The organism is Chachezhania sediminis, assembly GCF_009765275.1.
Lineage (GTDB): Bacteria > Pseudomonadota > Alphaproteobacteria > Rhodobacterales > Rhodobacteraceae > Chachezhania > Chachezhania sediminis.
Genome location: NZ_VOPH01000013.1, coordinates 34,537 through 55,659, shown reverse-complemented (window position 1 = coordinate 55,659; position 21,123 = coordinate 34,537). Strand labels below are relative to the sequence as shown.

At 66.3% G+C, this 21,123-nt stretch carries 18 protein-coding genes; 6 read left to right on the top strand and 12 right to left on the bottom strand.

Annotation, left to right across the window (positions count from 1 at the left end; genetic code table 11):
- Positions 1-17 precede the first annotated feature (17 nt).
- The 7 genes from ytfQ to chvE form a co-directional block, all read right to left on the bottom strand.
- A complete protein-coding gene (ytfQ, locus tag FQK05_RS23020) occupies positions 18-971 on the bottom strand; it encodes a galactofuranose ABC transporter, galactofuranose-binding protein YtfQ (protein ID WP_158971388.1) in 954 nt (317 codons plus the stop codon).
- 88 nt (positions 972-1,059) lie between these two features.
- Positions 1,060-2,010, bottom strand: coding sequence for a Gfo/Idh/MocA family protein (locus tag FQK05_RS23015; protein ID WP_233270643.1), 951 nt, complete (start codon positions 2,008-2,010; stop codon positions 1,060-1,062).
- Positions 1,997-3,739 (bottom strand): L-arabinonate dehydratase, encoded by a 1,743-nt coding sequence (araD, locus tag FQK05_RS23010; RefSeq protein ID WP_158971385.1) that lies wholly within the window; start codon positions 3,737-3,739, stop codon positions 1,997-1,999. The genes FQK05_RS23015 and araD overlap by 14 nt, the downstream gene beginning before the upstream one ends.
- 9 nt (positions 3,740-3,748) lie before the next feature.
- Positions 3,749-4,738 (bottom strand): AraD1 family protein, encoded by a 990-nt coding sequence (gene araD1, locus FQK05_RS23005; protein ID WP_158971383.1) that lies wholly within the window; start codon positions 4,736-4,738, stop codon positions 3,749-3,751.
- A gap of 5 nt (positions 4,739-4,743) precedes the next feature.
- The gene (gene mmsB / locus FQK05_RS23000) at positions 4,744-5,952 is read right to left on the bottom strand and encodes a multiple monosaccharide ABC transporter permease (protein WP_158971381.1); all 1,209 of its coding nucleotides are present in this window, start codon (positions 5,950-5,952) and stop codon (positions 4,744-4,746) included.
- Positions 5,949-7,502 (bottom strand): multiple monosaccharide ABC transporter ATP-binding protein, encoded by a 1,554-nt coding sequence (mmsA, locus tag FQK05_RS22995; protein ID WP_158971379.1) that lies wholly within the window; start codon positions 7,500-7,502, stop codon positions 5,949-5,951. Before mmsA ends, mmsB begins: the two co-directional genes overlap by 4 nt.
- A gap of 103 nt (positions 7,503-7,605) precedes the next feature.
- The gene (chvE, locus tag FQK05_RS22990) at positions 7,606-8,673 is read right to left on the bottom strand and encodes a multiple monosaccharide ABC transporter substrate-binding protein (protein ID WP_158971377.1); all 1,068 of its coding nucleotides are present in this window, start codon (positions 8,671-8,673) and stop codon (positions 7,606-7,608) included.
- A gap of 211 nt (positions 8,674-8,884) precedes the next feature.
- On the opposite strand from chvE, the gene FQK05_RS22985 reads away from it, so the two are divergent.
- The 3 genes from FQK05_RS22985 (at position 8,885) to FQK05_RS22975 (ending at position 12,282) form a co-directional block, all read left to right on the top strand.
- Positions 8,885-9,886, top strand: a complete 1,002-nt coding sequence (locus tag FQK05_RS22985; protein WP_158971375.1) for a LysR family transcriptional regulator — start codon at positions 8,885-8,887, stop codon at positions 9,884-9,886.
- Positions 9,887-9,979: 93 nt separating this feature from the next.
- Positions 9,980-11,074 carry a CobW family GTP-binding protein gene (locus FQK05_RS22980; RefSeq protein ID WP_158971373.1) on the top strand — a complete coding sequence of 365 codons (1,095 nt, stop codon included), beginning with the start codon at positions 9,980-9,982 and terminating at the stop codon, positions 11,072-11,074.
- Positions 11,071-12,282 (top strand): GTP-binding protein, encoded by a 1,212-nt coding sequence (locus FQK05_RS22975; RefSeq protein ID WP_158971371.1) that lies wholly within the window; start codon positions 11,071-11,073, stop codon positions 12,280-12,282. The genes FQK05_RS22980 and FQK05_RS22975 overlap by 4 nt, the downstream gene beginning before the upstream one ends.
- A 60-nt stretch (positions 12,283-12,342) precedes the next feature.
- Here FQK05_RS22975 and FQK05_RS22970 read toward each other — a convergent pair whose 3' ends face one another.
- The 5 genes from FQK05_RS22970 to FQK05_RS22950 all read right to left on the bottom strand — a co-directional run bounded on the left by FQK05_RS22970 (position 12,343) and on the right by FQK05_RS22950 (position 18,099).
- A complete protein-coding gene (locus tag FQK05_RS22970) occupies positions 12,343-12,558 on the bottom strand; it encodes a hypothetical protein (RefSeq protein WP_158971369.1) in 216 nt (71 codons plus the stop codon).
- Between the two features lie 237 nt (positions 12,559-12,795).
- Entirely contained in the window at positions 12,796-13,665 is an 870-nt protein-coding gene (locus tag FQK05_RS22965) for an isocitrate lyase/PEP mutase family protein (protein WP_158971367.1), read from the bottom strand.
- The gene (locus tag FQK05_RS22960; protein WP_199252749.1) at positions 13,662-14,279 is read right to left on the bottom strand and encodes a cysteine hydrolase family protein; all 618 of its coding nucleotides are present in this window, start codon (positions 14,277-14,279) and stop codon (positions 13,662-13,664) included. The genes FQK05_RS22965 and FQK05_RS22960 overlap by 4 nt, the downstream gene beginning before the upstream one ends.
- Positions 14,276-16,345 carry a hydantoinase/oxoprolinase family protein gene (locus tag FQK05_RS22955; protein WP_158971365.1) on the bottom strand — a complete coding sequence of 690 codons (2,070 nt, stop codon included), beginning with the start codon at positions 16,343-16,345 and terminating at the stop codon, positions 14,276-14,278. The genes FQK05_RS22960 and FQK05_RS22955 overlap by 4 nt, the downstream gene beginning before the upstream one ends.
- Complete coding sequence (locus FQK05_RS22950) at positions 16,342-18,099, bottom strand: hydantoinase B/oxoprolinase family protein (protein ID WP_158971363.1); 1,758 nt, start codon at positions 18,097-18,099, stop codon at positions 16,342-16,344. Before FQK05_RS22950 ends, FQK05_RS22955 begins: the two co-directional genes overlap by 4 nt.
- A gap of 169 nt (positions 18,100-18,268) precedes the next feature.
- Between FQK05_RS22950 and FQK05_RS22945 the strand changes: the two genes are divergently transcribed.
- The 3 genes from FQK05_RS22945 to leuD are packed head-to-tail and all read left to right on the top strand — an operon-like array spanning position 18,269 to position 21,109.
- The gene (locus tag FQK05_RS22945; protein WP_158971361.1) at positions 18,269-19,075 is read left to right on the top strand and encodes a GntR family transcriptional regulator; all 807 of its coding nucleotides are present in this window, start codon (positions 18,269-18,271) and stop codon (positions 19,073-19,075) included.
- 25 nt (positions 19,076-19,100) lie between these two features.
- Positions 19,101-20,510, top strand: a complete 1,410-nt coding sequence (gene leuC / locus FQK05_RS22940) for a 3-isopropylmalate dehydratase large subunit (protein WP_199252748.1) — start codon at positions 19,101-19,103, stop codon at positions 20,508-20,510.
- Positions 20,510-21,109 carry a 3-isopropylmalate dehydratase small subunit gene (gene leuD, locus FQK05_RS22935; protein ID WP_158971357.1) on the top strand — a complete coding sequence of 200 codons (600 nt, stop codon included), beginning with the start codon at positions 20,510-20,512 and terminating at the stop codon, positions 21,107-21,109. The genes leuC and leuD overlap by 1 nt, the downstream gene beginning before the upstream one ends.
- Positions 21,110-21,123 lie beyond the last annotated feature (14 nt).

The following is a 21,123-nucleotide window of genomic DNA, read 5'->3' as shown; positions in this document are numbered from 1 at the left end:
TGGCGTTGCGTCCGGGTTCAGTAGCCCAGATCCTTGCGCCGCTCGTACTCAGCCTGCGGATCGTCCGACGGCGTGTAAAGCTTGGACTCGGTCTGGATGAACTTCGCCGGGACGGACCCGTCCTTCCAGTAGGCCGCCAGCGCGTCGAAGGCGGGGCCGGCCATGTTGGGCGTCAGCTCTACCGTCGCATTGGCCTCGCCCGCGGCCATGGCCTGGAAGATGTCCGGCACGGCGTCGATGGACACGACAAGGATGTCTTCGCCCGGCTGCAGGCCGGCTTCCTTGATCGCCTGGATCGCGCCCACCGCCATGTCGTCATTGTGTGCGTATAACGCACAAATATCCTTGCCACCGTTTTCGGCCTGCAGGAAGCTTTCCATCACCTCCTTGCCCTGCGCCCTTGTGAAGTCCCCGGTCTGGCTGCGGACCAGCTGGATGTTGTCGTGGCCCGCAATGCCCTGTTCGAACCCGGTCTTGCGGTCGATGGCGGGCGACGATCCCGTCGTACCCTGAAGCTCGACCACGCGGCAGTCCTCGCCGTTCGCGGCACTGACCAGCCATTCGCCGGCCACCTGTCCTTCATGGACAAGATCGGATCCCACCGCGGTCAGGTAAAGATCGTCCGAACTGTCGACCTGCCGGTCCAGCAGGACGACCGGGATATCGGCCTCTTTCGCCTCTTCCAGCACGCTGTCCCAGCCGGTGGCGACGACGGGCGCCAGAAGGATCGCGTCGACTCCTTGCGCGATGAAGGACCGGATCGCGGCGATCTGGTTTTCCTGCCGCTGCTGCGCATCGGAAAAGCGCAGGTCGATGCCCCGTTCGGCAGCCTGCTGCTTGGTCAGCGTGGTTTCGGCAGCGCGCCAGCCGGATTCCGATCCGATCTGGCTGAAGCCCACCACCTGCGCCTGCGCCATGCCGGCCGTCAGCGCCAGCGCTGCCGCGGCTGAAAGTAGTGTCCTGATGGTCATGGTCGGGTTCTCCCCCTCTTGGTTTCTGTCCGGGGACGGGCCGATCCCGTGCCCCGGTCTTGGAACAGCCGGTCTCTCTCCTCCCGGCTCACTCGTGAAACGGGGCCACCGTCACGCGGCGTCCCAGCATGAAGGCATCGGCGACAAGGGTCAGCGGACGGGTGTCCACCTCGCGCGCGCCGTCCGCCAGCAGCCCGGCAAAGGCGCCGTAAAGCGCCGGGTATTCGCCGTGGATGCCCGGCTGCACGTCCCATTCCGCCCCTGCGGTGGCATCGATCTCCATCACGGCGCCGCCCTGCGACAGGATCAGGGTGCCGGCATCGGTCGTCACTGCCATGGTCCACATCGGATCCCCCTCGTAGAGGAAATCCAGATCGGCCGTGGCGGTCATGCCGGGGCCCTTGAACTGCACTTCCGCCGCGATGGGGGTTTCGCAGTTCGACGGAAAGAACAGTTCCGCCATGGTCACATGCACCGGGACCGGCAGGATTTCCGTCAGGATCGAAAAGGCGTTGATCGCCGGATCGAAGACCCCCAGGCCGCCCGCCTGCCAGATCCAAGTCTGGCCGGGATGCCAGACGCGGACGTCCTCTTTCCAGTCGATCCGGACCTCGCGCACTATCCGGTCCGCCAGCCAGGCCTTCGCATTGGCGACCGAGGCCGCGTGCCGCGAATGCCAGGTCGCGTAAAGCGTCAGGCCCTTCGCCTCGGCCAGCGCGGCCAGGTCCTGCACTTCGGCCAGGCTGGCGCCCGGGGGTTTTTCCAGCATCACGTGCCGCCCGGCCTCCAGCGCGGCGCGGGCACCGTCATAGCGGACCTGCGGCGGGTTGCAGAAGGAAATCGCCGTGATGTCGGGGCGGGCGGTCAGCAGGGCGTCCAGCGTCGCGTGGTTTTCCACCCCGTCCACCCCGCCGGAGCGGCTGACGGTAGCGGCAAGGCGGAACTGGCCTCCGGCCCGGATCGCCGGGATGTGCTGGTCGCGGGCGATCTTGCCCACGCCGACGATGGCCAGATCAATACCCGAGTCAGTGACTGTCACGCGGCACCTCGTTTCCCCTGCAACCTTTCAGAAAGTCGAAATCCGCCCCTTCATGGGCGCCTTCGACATGGTCGACGTATAGCTGCGCATAACCCCCGTTCGGCCGCACGACGGGCGAGGCCCAGGCCGCAAGCCGCGCCTGAAGTTCCTCGTCCGGGATATCCAGATGCAGGCGGCGTGCCGGCACGTCCAGTTCGATCATGTCGCCCGTCCGCACCACCGCCAGCGGACCGCCGGCCGCGGCTTCGGGAGAGGTATGCAGGACCACCGTGCCATAGGCCGTCCCCGACATCCGCGCATCCGAGATGCGGACCATGTCGGTGATGCCCTTCTTCAGCACCTTGGGCGGAAGGCCCATATTACCGACCTCGGACATCCCCGGATATCCCTTGGGTCCGCAGTTCTTCAGCACCATCACGCAGGACTCGTCGATATCCAGCGCGTCGTCGTCGATCCGGGCCTTGTAGTCGTCGATGTCTTCGAACACGACGGCCCGGCCGCGGTGCTTCAGCAGATGCGGGCTGGCCGCCGAAGGCTTCAGGACCGCTCCGTCGGGTGCAAGATTGCCCTTCACCACGGCGATGCCGCCCGATTGGGTCAGGGCCTTGCCTTCGGGCAGGATCACGTCCTCGTTCCAGTTCCTGGCGTCCTTCACCTCGTCCCAGATCGGCCCGCCGCTGACGGTCAGCGCGTCCTTGTTGAGCATCCCCGCCTCGCCCAGCCGTTTCAGGATCACGGGCAGGCCGCCGGCATAGAAGAACTCCTCCATCAGGTACTTGCCCGACGGCATCAGGTTCACCACGGTCGGCACGTCGCGGCCCAGCCTGTCCCAGTCGTCCAGGCTCAGGTCGACGCCGACCCGGCCGGCCAGTGCCAGCAGATGGATCACCGCGTTGGTCGACCCACCGATGGCGCCGTTGCATCGGATCGCGTTTTCGAACGCGGCCCTGGTCATGACGTCCGATGGTTTCAGGTCGTCCTTCACCATCTCGACGATCCGCCGGCCGGTCAGCTGTGCCATCACCCGGCGGCGCGCATCCACCGCCGGGATCGCCGCATTGCCGGACAGCGCCATCCCCAGCGCCTCGGCCATGGACGCCATCGTCGACGCCGTGCCCATCGTGTTGCAGGTCCCCGACGACCGGCTCATTGCCTGTTCGGCCTCCAGGAAGTCGCCTTGGGTCATCTTCCCGGCCTTGATATCCTCGGACATCTGCCAGAGTGCCGTGCCCGAGCCCACCCGTTCGCCGCGGAACCAGCCATTCAGCATCGGCCCGCCGGACACGACGATGGACGGCAGATCGGTCGAGGCGGCCCCCATCAGCAGGCTGGGCGTGGTCTTGTCGCACCCCACCAGCAGGACGGCCCCGTCGATGGGCTGGGCGCGCATCACCTCCTCGACCGCCATGGCGGCAAGGTTGCGGTACATCATCGCCGTGGGCCGGAACGTGTTCTCCGAGGCCGAGAACACCGGCACCTCCAGCGGGAAGCCTCCGGCCTGCCAGACGCCGGCCTTCACCTTCTCCGCCAGGTCCCGCAGGTGGCCGTTGCAGGGGGTCAGGTCGGACCATGTGTTCAGGATCCCAATCACCGGGCGCCCGTCGAACAGGTCGTGCGGGTGGCCCTGGTTCTTCAGCCAGCCGCGATGATAGATATTGTCGCGCGAGGTGCCGCCATACCATTCCTGGCTGCGCAGCCTGCGGGGCCATTCGGCCTTGTTAAATGTCATCCTGCCCTCCTAAAGCACCCGGACCCGCGCCATGTCGGCGGCCGGCGGCGTGACGGTCAGGCGGTTCCGAAGCGGCAGGCCGAAGGGTTCGGCCTCGATCTCGAACATGTCGCCATCGCCGCAGACCAGCCCGTCCGCATAGGACAGCGTCGCGGTCCCAAACATGTGGACATGAACGTCGCCCGGCTGGCGGAACAGGTCGTACTTGAAATGGTGATGTTCCAGGTTGGCGATGGAATGGCTCATGTTCGCCTCGCCAGACAGGAAGTCCTTTTCGAACATCAGTTCATTGCCCCGCCACACGCGCGAGACGCCGCGGATGTCGGCGGGCAGGTCGCCCACCAGCATTTCCGGCCCCACCGAGGCAGGCCGCAGCTTGGAATGGGCAAGGTAGAGGTAGTTCCGCTTTTCCATCACGTGGTCGGAAAACTCGTTGGCGATGGCAAAGCCCAGCCGGAAGGCCGCGCCATCCGGGCCGATGATGTAGATCCCGGCGATCTCGGGCTCTTCCCCGCCGTCCTCTGCGAATTCGGGCGAGGTCAGCGCCCCGCCCGGCGCCACCAGCGCCAGGCCGTTGCCCTTGTAGAACCATTCCGGCTGGACGCCGGACGCGCCGTTCGCGGGCTTGCCCGCCTCGACCCCCATGCGGAACATCTTCATGGAATCCGTCTCGTCCTCGACCTTGGCACCCGCATGCATCGAGGCACGGGTGGAGGCCGAGCCCAGATGCGTCAGCCCCGTGCCCGTCAGGTGCAGGTGCGCCGGGTCGGGATGGACCACCGGCGGCAGCAGGCTGCCTTCGGCATAAAGGCGTTCCATGTCCACGGCGCCATTCAGGCCAAGGGCGGCGATCCGGTCGCGCAGGCCCGTTCCGGTCTTCGCGCAGTCCCAGGCCAGGTCATAGAGGCTGGCCTCGGTCTTGACCTCGAAGGCCTCGGTGCCGTCGCGGGCGACCACCTGAATACGCCCGTCGGGCCGGCGATATTGCGACAGAAGCATGAGTCTTAACCCTTCTGCTTGTTCATGACGTCGAAGATCACGGCGGCCAGCAGCACCAGCCCCTTGATGACCTGTTGCCAGTCGATGCCGATCCCCAGGATCGACATGCCGTTGTTCATCACGCCCATGATGAAGGCGCCGACGACGGCCCCCACCACGGTGCCCACGCCGCCCGACATCGACGCACCGCCGATGAAGACCGCCGCGATCACGTCCAGTTCGAACGAAATCCCGGCCTTGGGCGTGGCGGTGTTCAGCCGCGCGGCGAAGACAAGGCCCGCCAGCGCGGCCAGCATTCCCATGTTGGCGAAAGTCAGGAACACCAGCTTCTTCGAATTGATGCCTGACAGCGTCGCGGCCTTTTCATTCCCGCCGATCGCATACAGACGGCGCCCGAAGGTCGTCTTGGACGTCACGAAGGAATAGATCGCGATCAGCAGGGCCATGACGATAAAGACGTTGGGCAGCCCGCGGAAATCGGCCATCAGCCAGCTCATGTAGACCAGCGCGGCAAAGATCAGCGCGTTCTTGATCGCGAAGAAGGACAGCGGTTCGTCCGCGACGCCGGCCTTCTGCTGCATCCGGCGGGTGCGCAGTTGCAGCAGGAACAGGCCCGCGGCCACCACCACCCCGATCAGCAGGGAAAAGAGGTTCAGGTTCTCGCCCCCCAGCAGATCCGGCACGAAGCCGGATGCGATCAGGCGGAACTGGGCCGGGAAGGGTCCGACCGACTGGCCTTCCAGCAGCCACAGCGTCAGCCCCTTGAAAACCAGCATCCCCGCCAGCGTCACGATGAAGGACGGGATGCGAAAATAGGCGACCCAGAAGCCCTGCGCCATGCCGATCACGGCGCCCACGGCCAGGCAGATCACGGCCGCGACGGGATAGGGCACGTTCAACTGCACGATCAGCACGGCGGCCAGCGCGCCGACGAAGCCCAGGACAGAGCCCACCGACAGGTCGATATGGCCCGCAACGATCACCATCAGCATCCCGATGGCCATGATCACGATATAGGAATTCTGCAGGATCAGGTTCGTCAGGTTGACGGGCTTCAGCAGGATCCCCCCGGTCGCGATCTGGAAGAAGGCCATGATCGCGATCAGGGCGAACAGGATGCCGTATTCCCGCAGGTGGCCCCTCAGGAAGGACCAGCCGGACTTGCCCGTCACCCGGGTGTCGCTGCGCGCCGGTTCGGTCGCGATGTCGCTCATGTCTTGTCCCCAGTCTCGTTCCCGGTCCGAACGTCGGTCTTGATGATACGCGCCATGATCTTTTCCTGGCTGGCCTCGGCGGTCGCCATCTCGCCCACGAAGCGGCCTTCGTTCATGACGTAGAGCCGGTCGGTGATCCCCAGCAGTTCCGGCATCTCGGACGAGATCACGATGATCGCCTTGCCGGCGGCGGCCAGGTCACGGATGACGGTGTAGATCTCGAATTTCGCGCCCACGTCGATACCGCGGGTCGGTTCGTCCAGGATCAGGATGTCCGGGTCGGCGAACAGCCATTTCGACAGGACCACCTTCTGCTGGTTCCCGCCCGACAGGTTCACCGTCTCCTGCTCGATCGACGAGGACTTGATGTTCAGGCGCTTGCGATAGGTTTCGGCCACCGTCGCCTCGCGCGCGGGTTCGACCACGCCACGGGACGCGATGGCGTCCAGCCTGGCCAAGGGGACGTTGCGGCGGATCGTGTCCTGCAGGACCAGGCCAAAGGTCTTGCGGTCCTCGGTGGCATAGGCCAGCCCCGCGTTGATCGCCGACCGCACGCTGGTCAGGTCGGCCCGCTGGCCGCCGATCAGCGCCTCGCCGCTGATCCCCTGCCCGTAGCTGCGGCCGAAGAGGCTCATCGCCAGTTCGGTGCGGCCCGCGCCCATCAGGCCGGCAATGCCCAGCACCTCGCCCTGGCGGACGTGGAAGCTGACATCGTCCACCACCTTGCGTTCGGCATGAAGCGGATGGTGGACTATCCAGTTCCGCACCTCCATCACCGTCCCGCCGATCTGGGGCGCGCGCGCCGGATAGCGGTCCTGAAGCGAACGGCCGACCATGTCGCGGATGATGTCGTCCTCGCTGATACCGTCCCGGCAGTCCAGCCGCGCCACGGTGGACCCGTCGCGCAGGACGGTGATCGTGTCGGCCACGCGCGAAATTTCGTTCAGCTTGTGGGAAATCAGGATCGAGGTGATGCCCTTTGCCTTGAATTCCAACAGCAGGTCCAGAAGCTTCTGGCTGTCGTCCTCGTTCAGGGACGATGTCGGTTCGTCCAGGATCAGAAGGCGGACGTTCTTTGACAGGGCCTTCGCGATCTCGACCAGCTGCTGCTTGCCCAGGCCAAGATTGTCGACGACGGTTTCCGGCGCCTCGGACAATCCCACGCGGGCCAGCAGGGCGCGGGCGCGCCGGTTGGTTTCGTGCCAGTCGATGATCCCGCCCCGGGCGCATTCGTTGCCCAGAAAGATGTTCTCTCCAACCGACAGAAGCGGCACAAGTGCCAGTTCCTGGTGGATGATGATGATGCCATCGGCCTCGCTGTCGCTGATCCCGCGAAAGGCCTTCACCTGACCGTCGAAAACGATGTCGCCGTCATAGCTGCCGTGCGGATAGACGCCCGACAGCACCTTCATCAGGGTCGACTTGCCGGCGCCGTTTTCGCCCACCAGCGCGTGGATCTCTCCCTCCGCGACGGACAGGTTCACGTTGTCCAGCGCCTTCACCCCCGGGAAGGTCTTGGTGATCCCGCGCATTTCCAGGATCTGGGTCATGGCTTGCCTTTCGACATCGGGGACCGGGCCCCGTCCGGCCTGTACCGGACGGGGGCGGGAACCGGACGGGCGGCAGGGAAAGTCGCCCGCCGGTCCGGGAGGATCACTGGATCTGGTCTTTCGAGTAGTAGCCGCTGTCGATCAGCACCTGTTCCCAGTTGGCCCCGGTGACCGGCACCGGCTCCAGCAGGTAGGACGGCACCACCTTGACCCCGTTGTCATAGGTCGTGGTGTCGTTGATCGGGGGTTCAGACCCGTCGAGCATGGCGTTCACCATCTCGACCGTCACCCGCGCCAGTTCGCGGGTGTCCTTGAAGATCGTCGAATACTGCTCGCCCCGAAGGATCGCCTTGACCGAGGGCACTTCGGCGTCCTGACCCGAGATGATCGGCATCGCCAGATCGCCGGAGCCATAGCCCACGCCGTTCAGGGAGGAGATGATGCCGATCGACAGCCCGTCATAGGGCGACAGGACCCCGTGAACCCGCTGATCGCCGGTGTAGTTGGCCGACAGAAGGTTATCCATCCGCGCCTGCGCGACCGAACCGTCCCAGCGCAGCGTGCCGACCGTGTCCATGCCCATCTGACCCGACGGCACGGCGATATCGCCGCTATCGATCAGCGGCTGCAGGACCGACATCGCGCCGTTGTAGAAGAAATAGGCGTTGTTGTCGTCGGGCGAGCCGCCGAAGAGTTCCACGTTCCAGGGCTTGGCGTCCGGGAAGCGTTCCTTCAGCCCGTCGACCAGCGTCGACGCCTGCTGCACGCCCACCTTGAAATTGTCGAAGGTCGCATAATAATCGACATCGCCGCTGTCGCGGATCAGCCGGTCATAGGCCACCACGTCGATATCCGCCGCCTGCGCATTGGCCAGGGCCGAGGTCAGCGTCGTCCCGTCGATAGCCGCGATCACCAGCACGTTGACGCCCTTGGTGATCATGTTCTCGATCTGGGCCAGCTGGTTCGGGATGTCGTCTTCGGCATATTGCAGATCGGTATCGTAACCGGCGGCCTGGAACTGCTGCACCATGTTCTCGCCGTCGGCGATCCACCGGGCCGAGCTTTTGGTGGGCATGGCGATCCCGACATAGCCCTTGTCCCCGGCCGCGGCCGCACCGGCCGTCAGGGCGACAAGCGCCGTCGTCGCCAGAATGCGCGTGAATGTCTTCATGTCGTCCTCCCTTGCACCGCGATCCTGTCCTTTTCGGGACAGCCGGTCGGGTGCCGATCCACTTCCATGCTGCGGCCGCCCTGCCTTTGCGGCACTCCCCGTGCGCTGCAGCTGGGAAAGGGATGCCTTGCCCATTCATCGCAATCAAATTAAAATATCGCCTTTCAATATACCGTATAAGATATATTGATGGCATCTCAGGCTGTTCCGAATGCAAGAACCGACAACTTCAGGTAGTTCCCATCCCACCCGCGACCTTCTGGTGCGGCAGGGCCTGCGATTCTCGCAGTTACGGTTGCTGGTGGCGCTGGCGGAAACCGGTCAGGTATCGGCCGCCGCCGCGCAGCTGGCGATCACCCAGCCCGCGGCCTCGCGCCTTCTGTCGGAGCTGGAGCGCATGGTGGGCAGCCCGCTTTACAACCGGCACGCCAAGGGGATCCTGCTGACCGAACCCGGGGCGTTGCTGGCGGCGCGGGCGCGGTCGATCCTGCGCCACCTGGACGACACCAGCCACGCCCTGGCGGAAATGACGCGCGGCATCCGCGGGCTGGTCCGCATCGGCGCGGTGACGGGCCCGGCGCTGGAAATCGTGCTGCCGGTGATCCGCGACCTGCGGGTGACCTATCCGGAAATCGAGATCACGGTACAGGTCGACACATCCGACAAGCTGGCCGAGGGGCTGATGTCCGAGGCGCTGGATTTCTATGTCGGCCGCCTGCCGGACGAGGTCGACGCCCGCGCCTTCCAGATGCAGCGGATCGGGCCGGAACCCGTCGGCCTGGTGGTCCGGCTGGAACATCCGCTGGCGCGGCGCGACAGCGTCACGCTGGACGATTGCCTGATCTATGACTGGGTGATGCAGCCGCCGGGCGGGCTGCAGCGGCGAACCGTGGAAACCTACCTGCTGGAAAACGGTTATCCTCTGCCGAAACGGATCCTGGGCACCTCGTCCCTGCTGCTGACGATGGCCATCATCAGTGACACCAACGCGGTGGCCCCGGTCGCAAGATCGGTGGGCGAATTCTATGCCGCGCGCAGCGGGCTGGGCGGCAATATCCGCCTGCTGGACGTGCCGGGGGACATTGCGGTCACACCCTTCTCACTCGTCCGCCGCGCGGGAGAGACGCCGCCACCCCAAACCGCCCGGGTGCTGGACCTGGTGGAACGCCGCATCGCCGCCCGGAACGCAGGCACCGAGAGCGGGGCCGCCTAGGGCTCTTCCCGGTCCATCCGAGACCCGCTTGACTCTGGCTGCTGTCTGCGGGAAATGAGTGTTATAGTATAACATTGCATTCGAGTGATCCCCATGACCGCTGGCCAGGCAGACCCCGTTCCCGTGACCCTGCTGACGGGCTTTCTGGGTGCGGGCAAGACGACTCTTCTGAACGCCATGCTGGGCGATGCCTCGGCCGGGCGGATCGCCGTGATCGTCAACGAATTCGGCGAGGCCGGGCTGGACCACGACCTGATCGAAACCTCCAGCGACGAAATCGTGCTGATGCAGTCCGGCTGCCTGTGCTGTTCGATCCGGGGGGACCTGTCACGGACCATGGCCGGGCTTTTGCACCGGCGCGCGGACGGGGCATTGCACTTCGACCGCGTGGTCATCGAAACGACGGGCATGGCCGATCCCGGCCCGATCCTGCAGACACTGGTGGTCGATCCCTACCTGGGCTTTCACACGAAGCTGGACGGCGTCGTCACCGTGGTCGATGCCGCCAACGGCCCCGCCACGCTGGACGCCCAGTTCGAAGCGGTCAGCCAGGTCGCCATGGCCGACATGATCGTCCTGTCCAAGACCGACCTGACCGCCCCCGGCAAGGTCCGCGCCTTCGGGGACCGGCTGACGTCGATAAATCCCGCGGCGCAGATCCTGCACGCCGTCCGGGGCGAAGGCACCGGGGCCCGATTGTGGGGCATCAGCGGCGCACGCCATGGGGTGCAGGCGCCGCAGGTGCTGGCATGGGCCACGATGCCCGACGCCCTGCCCGATCCGCTTGCCAATCTCTCCGGCTTGGGTCGGCCGGTACCTGCGCCCCTGCCGGTGCACGATACGCGGATCGGATCCGCCTCGATCGTCCTGGACGACCCGATCCCGGAGGTCGTCTTCGACCTGTGGCTGGACACGCTGATCGGCCTGCGCGGTCCCGATATCCTGCGGGTCAAGGGCATCGTCTTCCTTGAAGGCATCGACACGCCCTTTGTCTTTCACGGGGTGCAGCAGGTCTTCGACGCACCCGTGCAACTGCGCGACTGGACCGGCGACAGCCGGCAGTCCCGCATCGTCGTCATCGCCCGCGACATGTCCCGGCCCGAGCTTCAGCGCAGCCTCGACATGCTGCGCGGGCGCATGGCCCGGGGCCAACCCAACCGCCACGTAACAGAGGTTACATACGAATGACCGATACCCGCCTTCCCGTCACCGTGCTGTCCGGCTTCCTGGGCGCGGGCAAGACCACGCTGCTGAACCGCGTGCTGAACAACCGCGACGGCCGCCGCGTCGCCGTCATCGTCAACGACATGTCCGAGGTGAACATCGACGCCGACCTGGTCCGCGCCGACACCGAACTGTCCCGCACGGACGAGACGCTGGTCGAGATGTCGAACGGCTGCATCTGCTGCACCCTGCGCGACGACCTTCTGGCCGAGGTGCGCCGCCTGGCCGAGGAAGGGCGGTTCGATTACCTGCTGATCGAATCCACCGGTATCTCCGAACCGCTGCCCGTCGCCGCGACCTTCGAGTTCCGGGACGAAGCCGGCGACAGCCTGTCCGACATCGCGCGGCTGGACACGATGGTCACAGTCGTCGACGCGGTGAACCTGCTGGCCGACTTTTCCAGCCACGATTTCCTGAGCGACCGGGGCGAGACCCTGGGCGAGGCCGACGAGCGCACGCTGGTCCACCTGCTGACCGACCAGATCGAATTCGCCGACGTGGTGATCCTGAACAAGGTCGACGATGCCGGGCCGCAGGCGGTGGACGCGGCGCGCAAGATCATCCGCAGCCTGAACGCCGACGCGAAGATCATCGAGACCAACCGCTCCGACGTGCCCGCCGACTCGATCCTGGATACCGGCCTTTTCGATTTCGACCGGGCGCACGAACACCCGATGTGGGTGAAGGAGCTGTACGGCTTCGCCGATCACGTACCCGAATCCGAGGAATACGGCGTCACCAGCCACGTCTACCGCGCCCGCCGGCCCTTCGTGCCCGAACGGATCCTGGAGCTGCTGAACGGCCCCCTGCCGGGCGTGATCCGGGCCAAGGGGCATTTCTGGATCGCGACGCGGCCCGACTGGGTGGCGGAATACTCGCTGGCGGGCGCACTGTCGTCGGTGACGCCGCTGGGCACCTGGTGGGCAGCCGTGCCTGAGGACCGCCGGCCAACCCATGAAAGTGCCCGCACCTACATGGCGCAGCACTGGCAGGAGCCATGGGGCGACCGCCGGCAGGAAATCGTCTTCATCGGTGCCGGCATCGACTGGCCCGCGTTGAAAGCAAGGCTGGACGCGGCGCTGCTGGACGCGGAACTGGCGCCGGGGCCGGATGCACTGCCCGACCTGCCGGATCCCTTCCCCCGCTGGGCCAACCGGGCCGAGGCCGCCTGAGCCGCGGACGTTTTCGATACCGGCCCCGTCAAGGGGCCGGTCATTTCATAGGGCGGGCGGTCAGAACTGCCAGGACAGGCGCAGCGTCGCGGCCTGGCTTTCGAAATCCTTACCCAACTGGACGTTGTGTTCGCCGCGCACCTCGAACCTGCCGTTCTTCATGAACTGGATACCGGCCAACAGGTCGACCCGCGTGCCCGGCAATGCGGTGGCGGCGCGGAAGGTGAAGGCTTCGGTCCCGTTCTTCAGCGAACGTGCGCTGATAGGTGCCCCCATTGCGGTCCCGTGTCCGCCCGTTCTGCCGATGCTTAGCAACACCACGGAATAGGACGACAGGATCACCCGGTTGGCAGAGGCTGTTGTTTCCAGACCGACCCTTGCCGTCGGCAGGATCGTGGCACTCAGCGAAACACCCGGGGCTGTCCGCCGGACCTGGGCGCGCGACACATGGGGCCGGATAGGACCCCGAATGGCCCCGCGCCGGGACTGGACGGCCCCGGGCGCAAAGCCGGCCTATTTGCCGCCGTAACGTTCCCCCGACGCGATCATGTCCGCCGTGCCCAGCCGGTCGTTCAGACCGTTGAAGTCGAACATATGGTCGCGGAAGGCCGCGTTCGAGCCGGTGTTCATCAGGCTGGCATAGTAATCTTCGGCCGTTCGGGCCAGCGCCCGCACGATACCGCCGGGAAAGATCACCAACGAAAAGCCAAGCTCCTGCAGTTCCTGCGGCTTTGTGATGGGCGTCGCCCCGCCTTCGACCATGTTGGCCATCAGCGGCACCTGGCTGCCCAGCACCTCGCCCACCTTGCGCAACTCGTCCAAGCTGCGCGGTGCCTCGATGAAGAGCGCATCCGCACCGGCCTCGATATAGGCCTGACCGCGTTCCAGCGCCGCATCGAAGCCTTCGACCGCAATGGCATCGGTCCGCCCGATGATCAGCGTTTCCTCCGACGCGCGGGCATCCGCCATCGCCTTGATCTTGCCGCACATTTCCGCGGTGGAAATCAGCGACTTGTCCGACAGGTGGCCGCATCGTTTCGGGAAGGTCTGATCCTCGACCTGAAGGGCCGAGGCCCCGGCCCGTTCATAGATGCGCATGGTCCGCTGGGCGTTCAGCGCATTACCGAACCCGGTATCGGCGTCGATCACCACCGGCAGGTCGATCCGGTCGCGGATCAGGGCCATCGTCTCGGCCATTTCCGTCATCGTGCTGAGGCCGATATCGGGCATGCCCAGGCGGGTATAGGCCACCGCGGCACCCGACAGGTACACGGCCCTGAACCCCGCCTTTTCGGCGATGGAAGCCGTCAGCGCATCATAGACGCCGGGAGCCAGCAGGATTTCGGGCGCGGCCAGAAGGTCTCGCAGGGAAGCGGTGCTCATGACGATACCTCCGGTCGGGCAAGGAAGTCTGCACAGGTTTCCTGTTCCACCACCGATCCCAGCGAAATCAGGGTGGCGTCGTGAACCTCCTGCTTGAAGGCGCCGCAGCCGTCGGTCAGCAGGATGGTCCGGTAGCCGCGCATATGCGCGTCCCGGACGGTCGACGCCACGCCGCCATTGGTGACGATGCCCGCCACCACCAGCGTGTCGATGTCCAGCCCCTGCAGCACGTGGTCCATCCGGGTCTGGTAGAAGCCGGAATAGGCGACCTTTTCCACCTCGACATCCGGGGGCGACAGCAGATCGACCGCCTTGTTGCCCCAGGACCCCGGGGCAAAATCGCCTTCCTTCAGGAAGGGCCGCAACTCCAGCAGGTGCGGCGCGATCAGGAACGGCCGCCCCCGGACGTGGGCGATGGTGAACTGGACGGACATGAAGATCCCGCCCTTGTTCCGCAGCGCCGACATGACCGGCGCCACCCGGCCCGGCAGGGCCGCCAGTTCGGGCGTCCCCTGTCCGGCGCGGCCATAGGCCCCGTCGGGGTGCAGGAAGTCGTTGGTCAGGTCGATCGTGACAAGGGCCGTCCTGGCCGGATCGATGGGGCCGCCGCTCATGTCTGGCCTTCCTTTCTTTCGATCAGCACGTTTCCGAAGCTGTCCACCTTGGCGGTCAGCCAGGGTTCGACGAAGATCGTGGCGTCGGGCTGTTCCAGGATCGCCGGGCCCTCGACCACGGCGCCGACCGGCAGGTCCAGCCGCGCCATGACCCGCGCCGTTTCCCATTGACCCTTCACGAAGACCGGCCGCGTGCCGCGATCCGCAGCCTCGACCGTGGCATCCGCCGCCGGCGCAAGCCGGGCCAGGTCGAACTTGTGCCGCTTGCCGATCACGGTGGACCGCAGGTTCAGCACCCGGATCCCCGACTTCAGCAGCCGGCCGTAAAGGTCGCGATAGGCGTTCTCGAACGCCGTGCGGATCGTGGCGAGGGTCGGGGTTCGGACCTTGCCGCCAGCGACGTCGACCGGGATCGAAACTGCCACCGTGTGGGTCTGGCCCAAATAGGCCATGTCCAGCGAAAAGCGCACATCGCGTGCGGCGAATTCGGTGCCCGCGCTGTCCAGCACGGCCTGTCCGTTGTCGTGATGCGCCTGCATGTGCGCGGTCAGCGCGTCCGGGTCCAGCGCATCGACCGTGGTGTTCACGGTCTGCACGAAATCCTGCCGCATGTCCGCGATCACACAGCCCATGGCCGACGTCACGCCCGGGAACCGCGGGATCAGGGCGCGCCCGATGCCGACCTCGTCGATCATGGCGCCCGTATGCAGCGCACCGCCCCCGCCGAAGGGCATATAGGCGAATTTCGCCGGGTCATGGCCACGTTCGATGCTGATCAGCCGGATGGCACCGGCCATGCGGGAGTTGGCGACACGGACGATGGCCTCGGCCGCTTCCATGACATCCAGGCCCAGGGGCTTGGCCACATGTTCGTCGATGGCGGCCTTCGCAGCCTCCAGGTCCAGCGTGCCCAGACCCTTGCCCAGCGGCCGGGTCGCGTCGATCCGGCCCAGGACGATATTCGCATCCGTCACCGTGGGGCGCGTGTTGCCCCGCCCATAAGCCACCGGCCCGGGGTTGGACCCCGCGCTTTCCGGCCCGATGGTCAGAAGTCCGCCGCCATCGACCGATGCGATGGAACCGCCCCCGGCACCTATGGTCGCGATCTCGATCATCGGCGTGCGCACGACCATGCCGAAGTCGATGGAGGTCTGGGGCGAGACGACGGATTCCCCGTCGACGATCATCGACACGTCGAAGCTTGTGCCGCCCATGTCGCCGGTGATCAGGTTGTCATAGCCTGCAGTCTGGGCGATGTAGCCGGCCGCGATCACGCCGGCCGAAGGCCCCGACAGTGCCGTGCGCACCGGGCGCCGGCAGGCGGTGTCGACCGACATCACCCCGCCGTTCGACTGCACGATCATGAATTCGCCGCCGAAGCCGCCGCCGGTCAGCGCGTTTTCCAGGCGGGCCAGATAGCCCGCCACCTCGGGCTGCAGATAGCCGTTCAGGGCGGTGGTCGAGAAACGTTCGAATTCGCGGATTTCCGGCAGGATCTCGGACGACGACGCGACATGCGGGTTCGGCCAGACCTCGCGCAGGGCGGCGACGGCCGCATCCTCGTTCGCGGTGTTGGCATAGGCGTTGACGAAAAGAACGACGACAGCCTGGCAGCCCTGCGCCAAAAGCGTTCCGGCGGCGGCCTTCACCGCTTCGATGTCGACCGGCTGTTCCACAGTGCCGTCAGCCAGCACCCGTTCGGCCACTTCCAGGCGCAGGTCGCGCGGCACGACGGGGGTGAAGTCGCCTTTCAGCCCCCAGGTCCGCGGCCGATCGCGGCGGCGCATTTCCAGCACGTCGCGAAAGCCTTCTGTCGTGATCACGCCGATCCTGGCGCCCTTGCGCTCCAGCAGGGCGTTCGTGCCGGCGGTCGTTCCGTGGACCAGAGAGCCGATCTTCGACATGTCCGGCTGCACCGACCGGATCCCGTCCAGGAATCCGCCCGACTGGTCCGGGCGGGTGGTCGGCACCTTGGCCACGCCGGTTTCACCCGTGGCCGGGTCCAGCGAGAAGACGTCCGTGAACGTGCCCCCGACGTCGACGCCGATAATGCTGCCCTGGCTCATGCTTGCCCCTTTTCTTTCCAGGCGGTTCCATAGGCCGCATCGGCCTGGGCTTCGGTCAGGTAGCCAAGCGCCACGTCGCGGGCGACCTCGGCCGCGGGCCGGTCGGATGCGGGGCCATAGCCACCACCGCCCGGGCTTTGCAGGCGCACCTTCTGCCCCTGTTTCAGCACGATCCCCCGCATCTTCGAGGTCATCGGCGGCTGGTGCCAGCCATCGTCCTGTTCATAGTCGAAGCGGTTCACGGCCGCGTCGCCACCCCCGGCCACGCCCTTGGGCGCGAACTTGCCGCGTTCCCCGAAAAAGAACGCCTCGGCCCCGTTTTCTTCCAGCACCTCGATTTCATAGACGGCGCCCAGGCCGCCCCGGTGCTTGCCGGGCCCGGCCGACCCTTCGCGCAGCGCCCACTGGCGGAAGGCCACCGGATAAGCGGCTTCCAGAATCTCCACCGGCGGAATGGTCGCCATGGAAATGGGGGCAGAACCGTGGTTCAACCCGTTGCCTTCCGGCGTGCCGCCGTGACCCCCGCCATAGAAGCTGAACATCACCCAGCGCTGGCCGTTCGACTTCTTGCCTGCAATGGAAAGGGCGTTGATCGTACCATAGGCGTTCGCAACCACCCGGTCCGGCGCCGCCTGGCTGGCCGCCGAGAAGATGACGTCGATCATCCGCAGGATCGTTTCGGTATAGCCGCCCGTCGGCGCCGGGAATTCCGCCGACAGCAGGCTGTGTTCCGGGACCGTGATGTCGATGGGGCGCATGACGCCCGCATTCGCCGGCAAATCCGGGAAGATGTGCTTGATCGCGACATAGACGCAGGCAATCGTGGTCGGCAGCGCGATGTTGATGGGCCCGGCCACCTGCGGGGCGGATCCGGTGAAATCCAGGCTCAGACGGTCGCCGGCCACTGTCAACTTCACCTTGATCGGCAGCGGCTTGTCGACGATGCCGTCATTGTCCAGGTAATCGACCGCTTCCCAGGTCCCGTCCGGCAGGCCTTCGACCTCTTTCCGCAGCAGCGTTTCCGCGCGCACGGCCAGGGCCGCCAACGCATCGTTCACCGTGGTCGCGCCGTATTCGTCCAGCAGCGCATCCATCCGCTTGATGCCCAGGTCCAGCGCGCCCAGCTGCCCGTTCACGTCGCCTTCGGCCGATTGCGGCAGGCGGGTGTTGCGCAGGATGATGTCCAGGATGTCGGTCCGCAGCTCGCCGGCCGCGACCAGCTTCACCGGCGGCAGGACGATAGCTTCCTGGAAGACCTCGGTCGCCGCAGGGTTGTAGTTGCCCGGAACCGCACCGCCCACGTCGTGCCAGTGCCCGACCGACGCCAGCCAGCAAAACAGCTGACCATTGCGGAAGTACGGCCGCACCAGGCGCATGTCCGACAGGTGGGTTCCGCCGATATGCGCATCGTTGAAGATCCAGACGTCGCCGTCCCTGGGCCCACCCTGTTCGGCGGCCTTGTCGATCACCGCCTTCACCGCAAAGGCCATGACCCCCACGAAGATCGGCAGGCCGTTCTTGCCCTGCACCATCGTGTCGCCGGTTTCGGGATGATAGATGCCGTGGCTGGCGTCATGGGCTTCGGCAATGATCGGGTTGAATGCGGAACGGAACAGGGTGGCGTCCATCTCGTCGGCGATCTGTTCCATACGGCCTGCAAGAATGGCCAGGGTGATCGGGTCGATTCCCCGGTCCGCGTCTGCGGGCGACTCAGCCCGCCCGCTTGAAATTACGGCCGTTCCGCTATCTGCCATTGGCGCGACTCCCGATTTGGTCATTGATCATCCTACAGCTATCCTGTATCTTTTAAAATACAAATTTCTGGCCTTCAACATGGGATGTTTTCCGGCGACAAAAGAACAGAAGAGTTGCATGATGCACCGGCAAGTCACCGGCCAGAACAAAGATGAGGAGCGACCGGCAATGAACGTACAGAACGGCTCGGCCGCACCCGAAGGCGGGAAGGCACGGCGGATCTACCTGCTGCTGCGGGACGAGATCATGGGCGGCACCCACGCACCCGGATCGGCCCTGCCGGGAGAGCTGCGCCTGGCCGAAACCCATGGCGTGTCGCGGGTGACGATCCGGCGGGCGCTGGATGCACTGGTGGGCGACGGGCTGGTCGAACGTCGCGCCGGCAGCGGCACCGTGGTGCGCCGCCCCAGCACCCAGCCGGTGCAGCTGCGCGCGGATTTCGCGACACTCATGCCCCAGTTGCAGCGGATGGCGGATGCCACCACCGCGCGGCTCCTGTCCTTTGCCTATGTCAATCCCCCCGCCATGGTGGCCGAGGCGCTGAACATCGCTGCCGGCGAACGTGTCCAGCGTGCCGTCCGCTTGCGCCTGGCCGATGACAAGGCGTTTTCCCACCTGACGACCTTCGTCCCCGAAAACATCGCCCAAAGCTATTCCGAAGCCGACCTGGCCAGCACGCCGCTGTTCCGCCTGCTGGAACGCCGCGGCGTCCGGATCGGAAATGCGCACCAGACCGTGTCGGCCGTGCTGGCCACCCCCGACACGGCCGAGGCGCTGGAAACCACCGTCGGCGCCGCGCTGATCGCCCTGACCCGCGTGGTCTACGATTCCGACGGCGCCGGGATCGAATACCTGTCCGCCCTCTATCGGCCGGACCGTTTCCAGCTGGAAATGACCCTGAACCGGGTCGGCGGCTCTGATGACCGCCACTGGGAACCGGTCTTCGGAGAGGCGGCGCAACGGACCGCGAAATGACGCTTACGACCAGACCGACCGGAAGATGACCGCCAAGATGTCCCCCCGCACGACCCTGGACAAGCTCTGGGACAGCCACCAGATCCTGCAGCGCGCCGACGGCGCCTCGCTTCTGTGGGTCGACCGACACTTCGTCCATGAAGGATCGCACCACGCCTTCGCCAGGATTGCCGAAAAGGGGATGGCGGTCCGCCACCCGGAACTGACCTTCGGCGTGGCCGACCACTATGTCCCAACAAGCGGCGCGCCCGCGACCGACGATATCGCCCGGATGATCCGGACCCTGTCCGAAAACACTGCGCGCCACGACATCCGCCTGTTCGGCACCGACGACCCGCGGCAGGGGATCGTCCATGTGGTGGGCCCCGAACTGGGCCTGACGCTGCCCGGCCTGCTGATCGTCTGCGGCGACAGCCACACCGCCACCCATGGCGCGCTTGGCGCCTATGCCTTCGGGATCGGCGCGACCGAAGTCGCCCATGTGCTGGCCACCCAGACCATCTGGCAGAAGAAACCGAAACGGATGCGGCTGGCCGTCGAAGGCACGCTGATGGACGGCGTCAGTGCCAAGGACATCGCCCTGAACTGGATCGCCAGGCTGGGCGCCGATGGCGGCCGGGGGCATGCCATCGAATATGCCGGGTCGGCCATCGAAGCCCTGTCGGTCGAAGGCCGCCTGACGCTCTGCAACCTGTCGATCGAAGGCGGCGCCCGCAGCGGCATGGTCGCCCCCGATCAGAAGACGCTCGACTGGATCAAGGGCCGCGATTTCGCGCCCGAAGGTGCCGACTGGGACCGCGCGGCAGAGGCTTTCCTGTCGCTGGCCCCCGACGACGGCGCCGAATACGATACCGAGGCCGTGCTGGACGCGGCCGAAATCGCGCCCATCGTGACCTGGGGCACCAGCCCGGAAGAGGCGCTGCCGATCACCGCCACCCTGCCCGACCCGTCCCGCGCCGGATCGGAGGCGCAGGCGAAACGGATCGCGGCATCGCTGGATTACATGGGCCTGGGTGCCGGGCGTCCGCTGGACGGAACGCCGGTGGACCAGATCTTCATCGGCTCCTGCACCAATGGTCGGATCGAGGACCTGAGGAACGCCGCCGCGGTGCTGAAGGGCCGTCTGGCCATCGTGCCGGGCATGATCTCTCCCGGCTCGGCCCAGGTGAAGGCACAGGCGGAACAGGAAGGGCTCGACCGCATCTTCATCGAGGCGGGGCTGGACTGGGTCGGTTCGGGCTGTTCGATGTGCGTGGGCATGAACGGCGACCTCGTGGCGCCGGGCAAACGCTGTGCGTCCACCACCAACCGCAATTTCCGCGGCCGGCAGGGCAAGGGCGCGCGCACGCACCTGATGAGCCCCGCCATGGCCGCCGCCGCCGCCGTGACGGGGACGATCACCGATGTGCGGCCCCTGCTGAAAGGACGTGCGTGATGGGCGGCTGGACCGTCGAACAGGGCCGTGCCGCAGCACTGCCGGTCGAAAACATCGACACCGATCAGCTGATCCCGGCCCGCTTCATGTCGACGCCCCGGTCGGAAGGATACGGGCCGTTCCTGCTCTACGACCTCGGCCACGATGCGGACGGACGGCCCGACCCGAACTTCCCCCTGAACCGGGCGGAGGCGCAGGGCGCCAGCATCCTGGTCACCCGCCGGAACTTCGGTGCCGGGTCCTCGCGCGAGGCTGCAGTCTATGCGCTGGTCGACGCGGGCTTCCGCGTGGTGATCTCGCCCAGCTTCGGCGACATCTTCTCGTCCAATGCCGTGAACAACGGTCTGTTGCCCGCGCGGTTGGGGCCGGAAGAGGTCGAGACGCTGCTGTCCGCCTGCCCGGCCGAGCTGCATGTCGACCTGGACGCCCTGACCATCAGCGGACCCGGCGGGACCCATGCGTTCGAGCTGGACCCCGTCTGGCGGCAGAAGCTGATCAACGGCTGGGACGATGTCGACCTGACACTGGCCCATGGTCCAGAGATCGCGGCCTTCGAGGCAACGCGCCGGACCGTGGCCCCCTGGATGTGGCCCGCGTAGGGCGGGGTTCACCC